Origin of the sequence: Methylomonas methanica (assembly GCF_001644035.1) — a bacterium.
Taxonomy (GTDB): Bacteria; Pseudomonadota; Gammaproteobacteria; order Methylococcales; family Methylomonadaceae; genus Methylomonas; species Methylomonas methanica_A.
Genome location: NZ_LUUG01000064.1, coordinates 13,071 through 25,951, shown reverse-complemented (window position 1 = coordinate 25,951; position 12,881 = coordinate 13,071). Strand labels below are relative to the sequence as shown.

The 12,881-nt window shown below is 52.6% G+C and carries 11 protein-coding genes; 9 read left to right on the top strand and 2 right to left on the bottom strand.

The window, feature by feature from the left end; translation table 11 throughout:
* The first annotated feature begins 553 nt into the window (after nt 1-553).
* From A1332_RS10055 to A1332_RS10010, 9 genes are all read left to right on the top strand, one after another.
* Nucleotides 554-1,207: a hypothetical protein gene (locus A1332_RS10055; protein WP_064008359.1), complete on the top strand. Its 654-nt coding sequence runs from the start codon at nt 554-556 to the stop codon at nt 1,205-1,207.
* 521 nt (nt 1,208-1,728) lie between these two features.
* On the top strand, nt 1,729-1,908 hold the full coding sequence (locus A1332_RS10045; RefSeq protein WP_064008357.1) for a hypothetical protein: 180 nt from the start codon (nt 1,729-1,731) through the stop codon (nt 1,906-1,908).
* A gap of 190 nt (nt 1,909-2,098) precedes the next feature.
* Nucleotides 2,099-2,755 carry a hypothetical protein gene (locus A1332_RS10040; protein WP_064008356.1) on the top strand — a complete coding sequence of 219 codons (657 nt, stop codon included), beginning with the start codon at nt 2,099-2,101 and terminating at the stop codon, nt 2,753-2,755.
* Between the two features lie 427 nt (nt 2,756-3,182).
* Nucleotides 3,183-3,272: a potassium-transporting ATPase subunit F gene (locus A1332_RS10035; RefSeq protein WP_064008355.1), complete on the top strand. Its 90-nt coding sequence runs from the start codon at nt 3,183-3,185 to the stop codon at nt 3,270-3,272.
* Nucleotides 3,272-5,080, top strand: coding sequence for a potassium-transporting ATPase subunit KdpA (gene kdpA, locus A1332_RS10030; protein ID WP_064008354.1), 1,809 nt, complete (start codon nt 3,272-3,274; stop codon nt 5,078-5,080). Before A1332_RS10035 ends, kdpA begins: the two co-directional genes overlap by 1 nt.
* 19 nt (nt 5,081-5,099) lie before the next feature.
* Nucleotides 5,100-7,172 (top strand): potassium-transporting ATPase subunit KdpB, encoded by a 2,073-nt coding sequence (kdpB, locus tag A1332_RS10025; RefSeq protein WP_064008353.1) that lies wholly within the window; start codon nt 5,100-5,102, stop codon nt 7,170-7,172.
* A gap of 10 nt (nt 7,173-7,182) precedes the next feature.
* On the top strand, nt 7,183-7,773 hold the full coding sequence (kdpC, locus tag A1332_RS10020) for a potassium-transporting ATPase subunit KdpC (protein ID WP_064008352.1): 591 nt from the start codon (nt 7,183-7,185) through the stop codon (nt 7,771-7,773).
* Nucleotides 7,770-10,508, top strand: coding sequence for a sensor histidine kinase (locus tag A1332_RS10015; RefSeq protein ID WP_064008351.1), 2,739 nt, complete (start codon nt 7,770-7,772; stop codon nt 10,506-10,508). The genes kdpC and A1332_RS10015 overlap by 4 nt, the downstream gene beginning before the upstream one ends.
* A 24-nt stretch (nt 10,509-10,532) precedes the next feature.
* The gene (locus tag A1332_RS10010; protein ID WP_064008350.1) at nt 10,533-11,231 is read left to right on the top strand and encodes a response regulator; all 699 of its coding nucleotides are present in this window, start codon (nt 10,533-10,535) and stop codon (nt 11,229-11,231) included.
* A gap of 41 nt (nt 11,232-11,272) precedes the next feature.
* On the opposite strand, the gene A1332_RS10005 is transcribed toward A1332_RS10010, so the two are convergent.
* Both A1332_RS10005 and sufT read right to left on the bottom strand, forming a co-directional pair.
* The gene (locus A1332_RS10005) at nt 11,273-12,160 is read right to left on the bottom strand and encodes a GGDEF domain-containing protein (RefSeq protein WP_064008349.1); all 888 of its coding nucleotides are present in this window, start codon (nt 12,158-12,160) and stop codon (nt 11,273-11,275) included.
* A 167-nt stretch (nt 12,161-12,327) separates the two neighbouring features.
* The gene (sufT, locus tag A1332_RS10000; protein WP_064008348.1) at nt 12,328-12,876 is read right to left on the bottom strand and encodes a putative Fe-S cluster assembly protein SufT; all 549 of its coding nucleotides are present in this window, start codon (nt 12,874-12,876) and stop codon (nt 12,328-12,330) included.
* Nucleotides 12,877-12,881: the final 5 nt, after the last annotated feature.

Below are 12,881 nucleotides of genomic sequence, written 5' to 3'. Positions count from 1 at the left end.
AGACTTCCGAAGCATCGGTGCGCGCTACCAGCCACCGCGAGGGCATCGTAAAAAGTCCCGGCGGTATATGACAATCCCTGGAACATGTATCCCAATATGGCGAGCGCACCTTCGGGAATCGGGAAGGCAACGCCAGCAGGTTCGGCGGTAAAGCTGGAAGAATTGGAGGTACCGCCAGACTGGCCGGGAATGCCTTCCGGATAGTTTTATACACCAACGACTTCGGTGTCTGCCCGGTCGCGGCCATTCGAAGTGTGGTCGGCGTTATTTGATGGGCTAAAATTCAGACGTCAACCTTCAAAAAGCTATGGCGAACTGATACAGCTTTTAGGTGCAAGGCATTTTCCCAATCTATCAGTTAGGCCCAGTCGTCAGGCGTCAATAGGCTTAGCCGAATGCACCGCAGGTTGGCTTCCAGAAATTCGGCGCATTCCACTACCACTAATGCGTCCTTAGATATGAGTATTGCTTGGCCTTGATTAGGTATTTCTACCGATTGAACCTTTATGCATTAATTATCGATACTGCTTACGTTTTAGCCCGAGGAGTATTTATGAAAAATCCAGCCGAACTATTATTTCCAACATCCGTGGTCATTCTGCTGAGTTTTTACAGCTCACTAGTCTCAGCTCAGCTTATTGACTACTCCTATACTGGAAATCCATTTTATTATGGAAAGTACCAAGTCCAGATTAACTTTCAAATTAATGATGCTCTGATTTCTAATACAGGCCATTTTGATAAAAATATCGATCTAACGACAGATACTTCACCATTTAATGGCTTTAGGATTACGGATGGTACTAGGACAATTGATGATTTTCGGCTCGATCCAGAGATTTATGGAAACCGATTCCATAAAGTACTAAATGTGTCATTTGATATCGACGCATCCGGTGACATAAAAGACTGGAAAATAATAGCTAATGACAACTACATTAGCCCCAGTGGAGATTCGTATTACTCCATTCAAAGCATCTTTAATGTTCAGAACAACCCAAGCTGGGATGCCGTAATTACAACCGATACAGACCATTGGAGCAATTCAGAGCGAACCACAACAACCTCGGTGGACACATCTTCCTATGGTGGTTATTGGACACGTTCAGCAGTACCGATAGGCACCGTCCCACTTCCAGGGAGTATCTATTTGTTCGTTATGGGGCTATGCAGCCTTCTCTGGCGTAAAAACTCCCCAGTTGTTTAAGACCGTAAAGAGCAATCCCACTTGGCAAGTGCCTCTAAAGAACTTGCAAAAATCCATGAAGTTACGGGAGTCGTTATCTCGGCAAAGCAGGCTTCAAGAGGCGTAGCCGCATTGCGCCGCATGTCGGCCTTAAAACATTCGGCGCATTTTCTTCGTTTCCTCGCACTGGGAACGAAGCACCGGAGGCTTCAGCGTCGATCAACAAACTCCAATCTCTATCACCGCTGTATTACCCGCAAGTTGTTTGCACTTGAATAGAACCAATGCTGAGGTAAATTCACATAAGCGCGCTTGACCGGCTTAGCGTGAATGAAATTCGACTTTTCCGCATCATAGTCTCGCTCAAAATCAATTTGAATCGCTCGCCTTGTTGCTCGAAGAGCCTTCAACCTGAGTTGTCGATAGACCCGAACGGGATACCAGTGATGTCTGGTGACCGTTAAGTTGGCGAATTTTGCCCGAGATAGAATAATCTGCTGGGGATAGATAATGAGTAAATTGAGTACGGGAGTGAAAGGCATATGCAAAATCATGTGGTTACAGTCATCATCTTGATCCTTGCTTTGGCGTTATATTTTGCTGGATACTCCGGGGCCGGCAATCTCGCGTTTATTGTGGGTGGTCTGTTCGAATTGTGGTTTTGGATCCGCCTGCTTGGTGAAAAAACGCCGAAATCTGCGAAGCCGCCCGGCAAGTGCTGAGCCCTCCATATTGTTGTACCCCGCTTGATAAAGATTGCGCCCGTTCCTCATTCGGGCGGCAAGTCATGGAAATATCTAAAAATTAAAAAATCTCCTTTTCCTTACCCCTTTGTGCAGTGTCTACAAAAAATCGGTTTCGTTAGACTGAAGCCTTTATGAAACCCACACCTCAATTAATTAGGAGAATTGAATGAAAGAAACACGGTTTTGTGCTTTCGCAATGTTATTTGCCGGTTTTGCAAACTCAGGCAATGCCGCCGTCACCACACTAGATTTCAACAGTGTTCCTTTACATCCCAGTAACCCCGTGATTTCAGTAGCCAAACCTTATCTGGAAGACGGTTTCAAATTGACCACGCTGGCCGGGGTGTCATTCCAGTTAAGTGGTGGAACCATTTACGCGATCATGCCTTCCAGCCCTTATTGGACCGGTAGTGTCGGCTTATATTCCGGGGTAGTCACAAATCATGGTAGCGCCTTTTTACTGGAAAAACAGGATGGCGGTACGTTTGACTTGCTCAGTATGGACGCAGCTTCGTTTTGGACTATAAGCAGCGGCAGGCAATTCTCTGTCTATGGCTACCCGCAAGCCGGAAGCTTCGTCAGTCAGTCATTCTTGCTTGACGCGACCACAAATACACTGGAAACGCTTTACTTCAACGATTCCTTCAAAAACCTGAATAAAATTATTTTTAGCTCGACGTATGCTCAGGTTGACAATATCAAACTGGGCATTGCGTCGCCTATTTCGTCAGTGCCACTTCCCGGCGCGGCATGGATGCTGATGGGTGGATTGGGATTCATTAGTCGACGCAATATTGCCAAGACACTACGCAGAATCCGTTAACCTCCACCTTATTTATCTGACTTATCAAATTGTACTTATTCCAAGGCCGTAAGGCCAAATCCAATGGGCGACAATAGGCAAAAGCATATTGCGCCCATTGGCAGCGGTTAACATTCGGTGCAATACCGTTACCTTGGCCACGAACCACCTCTGACAATAGCTAGTCAAAGCCGGCCAGCCGCATAAATCTCGGATTAGCTTGGCCAAAGCAGTCGCGAGTTTCCAAACATAAAAATAATCTTGAGCGACAAATTCCATTGAGCTTTATGTTTTCTTAACGAACAGCCCAAGAATTTTTACGACTTTTTTATCTGCCACTCTGTAGATTGTGTCCCAGGCGATCTGCGACGCATCGACCACCAACTCGGCCTGATCCGCGTACTCGCTAATTCGAAAGAATACTTGCACAATCTTGTAGGAGATAGTTATGAGTGGACTGTATCTATTGAGCGGCGGCTTGGCGCTGCTGGTGTTTATCTATCTGGTCGCCGCTTTGTTCTATCCGGAGAAATTCTGATGAACGAAGCCGGCTTTTTGCAAATCCTGATTTACCTCACTGCGCTGCTGGTGCTCAGCAAGCCGCTAGGCGTTTACATGGCAAGGGTGTATCAAGACGAATCCATCGTGGCCAACACCTGGTTTGCCGGGCTTGAGCGCGGGCTGTATAGACTGTGCGGCATCCAAGACAAGCAAGACATGCGCTGGCAGCAATACGCGGGTGCTTTGCTGGTCTTTAACTTGCTAGGTCTGCTGGTCGTTTATGGCTTGCAAACTTGCCAAGACCTATTGCCGCTAAATCCGCAGGCCTTGCCGGCGCTAGCCAGCGACTCGGCTTTAAATACCGCCATTAGTTTTGCCACCAATACCAATTGGCAAGGCTATGCCGGCGAAGCCAGCATGAGTTATCTCACGCAAATGCTGGGTTTAACCGTGCAGAACTTTTTGTCTGCGGCCAGCGGCATGGCGGTGCTGGTGGCATTGATACGCGGTTTCAGCCGGCGCAACACCAGCAGCATCGGCAATTTCTGGGTGGATATGACCCGTACCACTTTGTATATCCTGCTGCCGCTATCATTGCTGCTGGCCATCGCCCTGGTGGGACAAGGCGTGGTGCAGACCTTTGATCCCTACGCCACCGTTAAGCTCCAGGAACCGCTGACTTACACCACGCCAGCCGTCGACGCAGACGGACACACCGTGCTGGATGCGCAAGGTCAACCCCTCACCCAAACGCAACAAAGCCAGGAACAAAGCTTGGCCTTGGGACCGGCTGCTTCACAAATCGCCATTAAGCAGCTCGGCACCAACGGCGGCGGTTTTTTCAATGCTAACTCGGCGCATCCCTACGAAAACCCCACACCGCTGAGCAATTTTTTGGAAATGCTCGCCATCCTGTTAATTCCGGCCGCGCTCTGCCATACCTTTGGGTTTTTGGTCGGCGATAGCCGGCAAGGCTGGACGCTGTTGGCGGCGATGACGCTGGTGTTTGTGGCTTTGATTTTCGTCACCGTGCCCGCCGAACAACACGGCAATCCGGCACTAACAGGCTTGGGTATCGATCAAACCGCTTCTAACCAACAACCCGGCGGCAATATGGAAGGCAAGGAAGCTCGGTTCGGTATCGTCAATTCCGCGCTATGGGCGGTAGCGACCACCGCCGCTTCCAACGGCTCGGTGAACGCCATGCACGATTCGTTCACCCCGATTGGCGGCATGATGCCGATGTGGTTGATACAGCTGGGCGAAGTGATATTCGGCGGCGTCGGTTCGGGCCTGTACGGCATGATTGTGTTCGCGCTGGTGGCGGTGTTTATCGCTGGTTTGATGATAGGCCGCACCCCGGAATATCTAGGCAAAAAGATTGAAGCCTTTGAAATGCAGATGGCGGCGGTGATTATTCTGATTCCCCCGCTATTGGTGTTGGGCGGCACGGCATTGGCTGTGATGACCGAGGCCGGCAAGGCATCCATCCTCAATCCTGGTGCCCACGGGTTTAGTGAAGTGTTGTATGCCCTGTCTTCCGCAGGCAATAACAACGGTAGCGCCTTCGCCGGCTTATCGGCCAATGTGCCGTTTTATAACTACCTGCTTGGCCTGGCGATGCTGGTATCGCGTTATGGACTGATGATTCCGGTATTAGCTATCGCCGGCTCGCTGGCCGCCAAAAAACATGTACCCGTCGGCCCCGGCACCTTGCCAACCCATACACCTTTGTTCGCGGTGTTGCTGATTATCACGGTGCTAATGGTCGGCGCGCTGACCTTTGTGCCGGCGCTGGCCTTGGGTCCTATCGTCGAGCAGTTACACATGCTCGCTCATCCTTGATTTCCTTGCAGGTAAGTTTATGAATCACAAAGCGCTCACTACTTCCTTATTCGACTCCGACCTGCTCAAGCAAGCGGCCTGGGAAGCCTTTAAAAAATTAACACCGCAACAACAATGGAAAAATCCGGTGATGTTTGTAGTCTATCTGGGCAGCTTGCTAACAACAGGTTTGTGGTTAGAAGCCTTGGCCGGCGCGAGCGAGGAATCTGCCAGTTTTATTTTAACCATCACGGTCTGGTTATGGTTTACCGTGCTGTTCGCCAATTTCGCCGAAGCGGCAGCGGAAGGCCGCAGCAAAGCGCAGGCCGCCTTCTTGCGCACCGCCAAACGCGATATTGCTGCCAAGAAGCTCGATGAACCGCGTTATGGCAGCGATTATTCGAAAATCGCCGGCTCCAGCCTGGTGAAAGGCGATGTTGTTCTGATCGAAGCCGGGGATTTTGTACCCGGTGATGGCGATGTCATCGAAGGCGTGGCCTCGGTAGACGAAAGCGCCATCACCGGGGAAAGCGCGCCGGTGATCCGCGAATCCGGCGGTGACTTCAGCTCGGTTACCGGCGGCACCCGGGTATTGTCCGATTGGCTGGTAGTACGGATTTCCGCTAACCCCGGCGAGACCTTTCTGGACAGGATGATTTCCATGGTGGAAGGCGCAAAGCGGCAGAAAACCCCGAATGAGATCGCCTTGACCATCTTGCTGGTGGCGCTGACGCTGGTGTTTTTAATGGCAACAGTAACCTTGCTGCCCTTCTCGTTATATAGCGTGGAAACGTCCGGCGCGGGCCACCCAATTTCGATCACCGTGCTCGTGGCCTTGCTGGTGTGTTTGATTCCCACCACCATAGGCGGCTTATTGTCGGCGATCGGTGTAGCGGGTATCGGCAGGATGATGCAGAAAAATGTGATTGCTACGTCCGGTCGGGCAGTGGAAGCTGCCGGCGATGTGGATGTACTGTTATTGGACAAAACCGGCACCATCACTTTGGGCAATCGGCAGGCCGCGGCTTTCATACCAGCCAAGGGCATTAGTGAAAAACAGCTGGCCGATGCCGCGCAACTGGCCTCGCTGACCGACGAAACCCCGGAGGGCCGCAGCATCGTGGTATTGGCTAAACAAAAGTTTGGCTTCCGTGAGCGCGATGTGCAATCCCTGGGCGCCACCTTTATCCACTTCAGCGCGCAAACCCGGATGAGCGGGGTCAATCTGCAGGGCCGGCAAATCCGCAAGGGCGCCGAGGACGCGATTCGGCAGTATGTGACCGAGCAAGGCGGCGGCTTTCCCGACGAGATTAAACAAATGGTGGTCGATGTCGCCAGACGCGGCAGTACCCCGCTGGTGGTGGCGGATGGCAAACAGGCTCTGGGCGTGATCGAACTGAAAGACATCGTCAAAGGCGGGATCAAGGAGCGCTTTATCGAACTACGGCAAATGGGCATCAAAACCATCATGATCACCGGTGACAACCGTTTGACCGCTGCGGCCATTGCTGCCGAAGCCGGTGTAGATGACTTTTTAGCCGAAGCCACCCCGGAAGCCAAGCTGGCCTTGATTAGACAGCATCAGGCGGACGGCCGATTAGTGGCAATGACCGGAGACGGCACCAACGACGCACCGGCGTTGGCACAAGCCGACGTTGCGGTGGCGATGAATAGCGGCACTCAGGCCGCCAAGGAAGCCGGCAATATGGTCGATCTGGATTCCAACCCCACCAAACTGATCGAGATCGTCGAAACCGGCAAGCAGATGTTGATGACGCGCGGGGCGCTGACCACCTTTAGCGTAGCCAACGATGTGGCAAAATATTTCGCCATTATCCCGGCGGCGTTTGCTACCACCTATCCGGCGTTGAACGTGTTGAATGTGATGGGCTTGGCAACCCCGGCCAGCGCGATCTTATCGGCGGTCATTTTTAATGCCCTGATCATCATCGCCTTAATCCCGCTGGCTTTGAAAGGCATCAAATATCAGCCATTGGGCGCCGAAAAACTGCTGCAAAACAATTTGCTGGTCTATGGCGTGGGTGGCTTAATAGTGCCGTTCATAGGCATCAAGGCGATTGATTTAGTATTGGTTACGATGAATCTGGTCTAGGGAGAATAATATGACGAGCTACTTCAAACCTGCTGCAACACTACTGCTATTGATGACGATCATCACCGGCGGCTTCTATCCGGCGCTAGTAACTTTGCTGGCGCAAAGCGTTTTTCCGGCCCAAGCCAACGGCAGCCTGATACGCGATAAGCAAGGCCAAGCGATTGGCTCCACCCAGATAGGTCAAGGCTTTAGCCAGGCCCGCTATTTTTGGGGCCGGCCATCGGCAACCGCGCCCTATCCTTACAATGCGACGGCTTCCGGCGGTTCGAATCTCGGCCCGACCAATCCGGCTTTGCGCGACGCGGTAGCTCAACGCATTCAGGCATTACAGCAACTCGACCCCGACAATCATGCGCCGGTGCCGGTGGATTTGGTCACCGCATCCGCCAGTGGCCTGGATCCGCAAATTAGCATTGCGGCAGCCAATTACCAAATTAAACGAGTGGCCGAAGCACGCCGGTTGCCGGAGAGTAAAGTTCGGGATTTGGTCGATTCGCATATCGAGCCAAGACAATGGCGAGTATTCGGGGAACCGAGAGTGAATGTCTTAGGCTTGAATCTGGCCTTGGACGCAGCTGCGCAAACTTCTCGGCCATGAACGAGCAACGCCTGGATCCCGACCAACTGCTGGCACGCGTGGAACGCGACAAAGCCAAGGCCAAACGCGGCCGGCTGAAGATTTTTTTCGGCGCGGCCGCAGGGGTCGGTAAAAGCTATGCGATGTTGCTGGCGGCCAGAGAGCGGCGCGCGGAAAATCTCGATGTAGTGGTCGGCTTGATAGAAACCCATGGCCGTAGCGAAACCCAGGCACTCTTGGAGGGCCTGGAAATACTGCCAACCCGAAAAATCGATTACAAAGGCGCCGTGCTGCAGGAGTTTGATATTGATGCGGCCTTGAAACGCCGGCCCGCCATCATACTGGTTGACGAGTTGGCGCACACCAACGCCCCTGGCTCGCGCCACCCGAAACGCTGGCAAGATATTCGCGAACTGCTGGAAGCCGGGATTGATGTGTATACCGCGCTGAATGTGCAACATCTGGAAAGTCTGAATGACGATGTCGGGCAAATTGCCGGCGTCCGCATCTGGGAAACCGTCCCGGACACGGTATTTGAAGATGCCGACGAAGTCGAGCTGGTCGATTTACCGCCAGATGAATTATTGCTGCGGCTAAGGGAAGGCAAGGTTTATCTACCTCAGCAAGCCCAGCACGCGATTCAGAATTTTTTTCGTAAAGGCAACCTGATTGCCCTGCGCGAACTGGCTTTACGGCAAACCACCAACCGCGTCGATGCGCAGATGCTGGATTACCGGGAAGACAATGCCATCCGCGAAGTCTGGCAGGTTAACGAGCGGCTGATGGTGTGCATCGGCCCGAACGTGCTGGCCGAGCGCCTGGTCAGAGCAGGCAAACGCTTGGCGACCAGTCTGCGCACAGCCTGGATCGTGGTGTATGTGGAAACCCCGGAATTGGCGCGCTTGCCCGCGGAAAAGCGCGACGGCATTTTGCGGGTATTGCGGTTGGCGGAACAGCTCGGTGCCGAGACCGTCACCCTCAGCGCGCCGGAGATGAGCGAAGCGATTATCCGCTTCGCCCGCGAGCGCAATATCAACAAGATTGTGGTGGGTAAACCCAGCCGACGCGGCTGGCGGCGTTGGCTGCTGGGGTCCGTGGTGGATGTGCTGATCAGCCATGCCCACAATATTAATATTTATCTGCTGGGTAGCCCGCAACTGGGCGAGCGGGAGGAACTGGAAGCCGAGCTGTCTTTATTCAAGAAAACACCCCTGCCCGGCCTGCGGCAACGCATCCCCAGTAAAACTCGCCGACGCTATCGCGGCTATCTGTGGGCGGTGGCAGTGACCTTGCTCTGCACGGCAGTGGGCAAAATGTTGTTCGGCAAGGTGGAACTGGCCAACGTTGTGATGGTGTATTTACTTGGCGTGGTGTTTGTCGCCACCCACTTCGGGCGCGGGCCGTCGGTCTTGGCGTCCTTGCTCAGCGTCGGCGTATTCGACGTGCTGTTCGTACAGCCTTTCTACAGTCTGTCGGTAGCTGATAGCCAGTATCTGATCACTCTGCTGGCAATGCTGGTGGTGGCTATCGTGATCAGTAATCTGATGGTTAACGTGCGCGCGCAGGCCAAGGTTGCCGCGCATCGCGAACGCCGCGCCGCTGCTTTATACGCGATGAGTAAAGAGCTGGCGGTGGCGCAAAGCGAACAGCAAATCGTCGCGACAGCGGTTAAACATCTATACGCCGAATTCAGCAGTAGGAATGTCATCCTGTTCGCCAACGCCGCCGGACGTCTGATCTATCCCAAACAACACAGCCTGCCCCAGTCTTTGCGCGGCACGGATTTGAGCGTGGCGCAGTGGGTGTATGATCATAACGAGATGGCGGGGCACGGCACCCATACCTTACCCGGCAGCGCCGCGATTTATTTTCCGATTCAAGACGAACACAAGGCCATTGGCGTACTGGCCTTGCTACCGGTCAATTTACGCCGGGTGTTCTTGCCGGAACAACAAAAATTGTTGGAAACCTTTTTGCGGCAGATTGGCCAAGCCGTCGCGCGTTTACGGTTTGCCGAACAGGCCAAGCTGTCGCAGATGCAAATCGAGGCGGAACAGTTGCGCAACTCATTGCTCAGTGCCATCTCCCATGATTTACGCACGCCGCTGGCCACCATTATCGGCTCGGCCAGTGCCCTGGTCGAAGACGAAGGCCATTTACAATCCGGGCACAGGCTGGAACTCAGCCGTGCCATCTATGATGAAGCCGAACGGATGGCCAATTTGGTGAACAACATTCTGGACATGGCCAGACTGGACGCCGGCGTGGTGGAATTAAACAAACAGTGGCATCCTGTGGAAGAAATCATAGGCACCGTGCTGACCCGCTTGCAGAAACACCTGGCCGGACGAAAAGTCAGCGTCAGCCTGCCGCCGGGCATTGCAATGGTGTTTGTCGATGCGGTGATGATAGAACAGGTACTGATCAATCTATTGGAAAACGCCTTACGCTATACCGCTGCGGAGTCCGAACTTGAAGTGTTTGCCCAAAACGTGGGCACGACGATGGAAATATCGGTCGCCGATCATGGCCCCGGTATTCCCAAAGGCCTGGAGGATAGATTGTTCGAAAAATTTTACCAAGCACGTCATGAATCGGCACAAAGCGGCGTGGGCTTGGGACTGGCGATTTGCCGGGCCATTGTTGAAGTGCATGGCGGTCGGATTCGTGCCAAAAATAAACCGGGGGGCGGGGCGATATTTACCTTCACTTTACCGATAGACGAGCTGCCGCCCAGCTTGGACGCGGAGGAATGAACCCACTTATGCTAGCTTTAGGCCATGGCTAAAACTCATCCCGTCATTGTCGTCATCGAAGACGATCCGCCGATCAGGCGCTTTTTGCGTACCAGTCTGGCGACGCACGACTTTGCCGTATTCGAAGCGGAGACCGGCAAACAAGGCCTGATCGAAGCCGGTGTGCGCAAACCGGATTTACTGATCCTGGATTTAGGCTTGCCGGATATGGACGGCGTCGACGTGATCAAGAGTGTGCGCGGCTGGTCGGCCGTGCCCATCATCGTGCTGTCGGCGCGTAGCAACGAACAACAAAAAATCGACGCGTTGGACGCCGGCGCGGACGATTATTTAACCAAACCGTTCGGCTTTGGCGAGCTGTTGGCGCGGATTCGGGTAGCCTTGCGGCATGCGAGTCGGCCGACGGAACATACGCAGGACGATGTGTTTATCGTCGATGCGCTGAAAGTGGATTTACGTAATCGGGTAGTGAGCGTGAATGACAGCGAAATTCATTTGACGCCGATTCAATATCGCTTGCTATGCGTGCTGATCAAGCACGCCGGCAAAGTTTTGACGCATCAGCAGATTTTGAAGGAAGTTTGGGGGCCGTCGTATCAGGAAAATCCGCATTATTTGCGGATTTACATGAGTCAATTGCGGCAAAAGCTGGAAAACGATCCGACTCAGCCCAAATACCTGCTGACCGAGTCGGGCGTGGGGTATCGATTTAAAGTGGGCTGAGCCACAATCTCCACCTGACTGCCGGGGTGCGGAAAACCGAATCAATATCCAACTTCTACCCGGTTTCTGCCGTGTTGTTTAGCTTGGTACATCGCGGCGTCGGCACGTTTGATCAAGGATTCGGGGCTATCGCTGCCTTTTAAGGCGGCAACACCCAAACTTGCGGTCAGATTCAACACGTCCATGCCATAGGCCAGGGTATGCGATTCAATATCCGCGCGGATGCGTTCACCTATCACCATGGCGCCATCGATGTCGGTATCGCTCAGCAGAATCACAAACTCTTCGCCGCCGTAACGAAACACCGCGTCGCTGCCGCGCACGCTGTCTTTCAACCATCCCGCCAATGAAGACAGCGCCAAATCGCCGCAACCGTGCCCGTAATCGTCGTTGATATGCTTGAAGTGATCGACATCGACGAAAATCACCGACAAATGCTGCGAATTACGATGCGCGCGTTTGATTTCGCGCATCAAACAGTCATTAAACGCTGTGCGGTTGTTGGTTTTGGTCAAAGGATCGGTAAACGCCATTTTCAATGCTTGTTGAAACAAGGTGGCATTTCTTAATGGGTAAATCAGGCAACACAACAGGCTTTCCAGCATTTTCAACTCGTCTTTGTTGAAACGATTGCTGCGGGTCAATTTCAACTCACCCAGCTGTTGCTCTTCGACTTTCAAGGCATAATTGCAAGAATGACGGGCCATCACGCCGCGTTTGAACTCTAAATCGAACTCTTCGTTGATATATTCAACGCCGTTGTGCGGGATGGTATTTTGAATTTTATTGCAGAAAATGCTGATCAGCTCATTGAATTCCAATGTGGTCTGCAAAGCACTACTAATGTCGTAGTGATGCAAATTAACCGCTGTGGAGGCTTCAAAGGTTTTATTACTGACTATTGCTAAATCGGCTGCTTTATCTTTCATGACGGTTCCCCGAGTCTTGAATCAAACTTCAAGGGGAATAAAGCCAAGAGCGTGCCAATTATTTTTTTATATTAAAATACAGACACTTAAAAACAAACAACACCAAATTTTCTTCGCAAGCGGCAATTTTCCGCCGCTTATCTGCCGCCGTTTAACTTTGCCGACTGTTAAAACAAGCCCAACTGCACTTGCGCCACTTCCGACATCATTTCCCGCGACCAGGGCGGGTCCAAAACCACTTCGACATCAACCGAACTGACGCCAGGCAAGGCGCGAATGCATTTCTCGACATCGCTTTGGATAACCGGGCCCATGCCGCAACCCGGCGCCGTCAAGGTCATCTGCACATGCACATCGTTACCGCCATCGGCATTGGGGCTGGCACTACATTGGTAAACCAAACCCAAATCGACGATATTGACTGGTATTTCCGGGTCATAGACGGTTTTCATCACTTCCCAACAATTCTTTTCGACGGCTTTGCTGTCGGTTTCCGACACCAAGGTGTGCAAATGCTGGGTTTCCTTGCCCAAGGCATCGGCATCGATACCGGCAATGCGCACCATATGACCGTAATCGGTAAACACAGTGTAATTGCTGCCCAAAGCCTGATGGATCGTGACTTCCTGGCCCTTGTTCAAGGTACCGTGATTGCCGTCCGGAATAGTGACGATGTTGACGTCGCGGGTTAAAAATACAACTTCTCTGTCTGCCATAAGAT

Coding starts and splice junctions, on each gene's coding strand:
- A1332_RS10055 (WP_064008359.1), top strand. CDS start 554: ATGAAAAATCCAGCCGAACTATTATTTCCAACATCCGTGGTCATTCTG.
- A1332_RS10045 (WP_064008357.1), top strand. CDS start 1,729: ATGCAAAATCATGTGGTTACAGTCATCATCTTGATCCTTGCTTTGGCG.
- A1332_RS10040 (WP_064008356.1), top strand. CDS start 2,099: ATGAAAGAAACACGGTTTTGTGCTTTCGCAATGTTATTTGCCGGTTTT.
- A1332_RS10035 (WP_064008355.1), top strand. CDS start 3,183: ATGAGTGGACTGTATCTATTGAGCGGCGGCTTGGCGCTGCTGGTGTTT.
- kdpA (WP_064008354.1), top strand. CDS start 3,272: ATGAACGAAGCCGGCTTTTTGCAAATCCTGATTTACCTCACTGCGCTG.
- kdpB (WP_064008353.1), top strand. CDS start 5,100: ATGAATCACAAAGCGCTCACTACTTCCTTATTCGACTCCGACCTGCTC.
- kdpC (WP_064008352.1), top strand. CDS start 7,183: ATGACGAGCTACTTCAAACCTGCTGCAACACTACTGCTATTGATGACG.
- A1332_RS10015 (WP_064008351.1), top strand. CDS start 7,770: ATGAACGAGCAACGCCTGGATCCCGACCAACTGCTGGCACGCGTGGAA.
- A1332_RS10010 (WP_064008350.1), top strand. CDS start 10,533: ATGGCTAAAACTCATCCCGTCATTGTCGTCATCGAAGACGATCCGCCG.
- A1332_RS10005 (WP_064008349.1), bottom strand. CDS start 12,160: ATGAAAGATAAAGCAGCCGATTTAGCAATAGTCAGTAATAAAACCTTT.
- sufT (WP_064008348.1), bottom strand. CDS start 12,876: ATGGCAGACAGAGAAGTTGTATTTTTAACCCGCGACGTCAACATCGTC.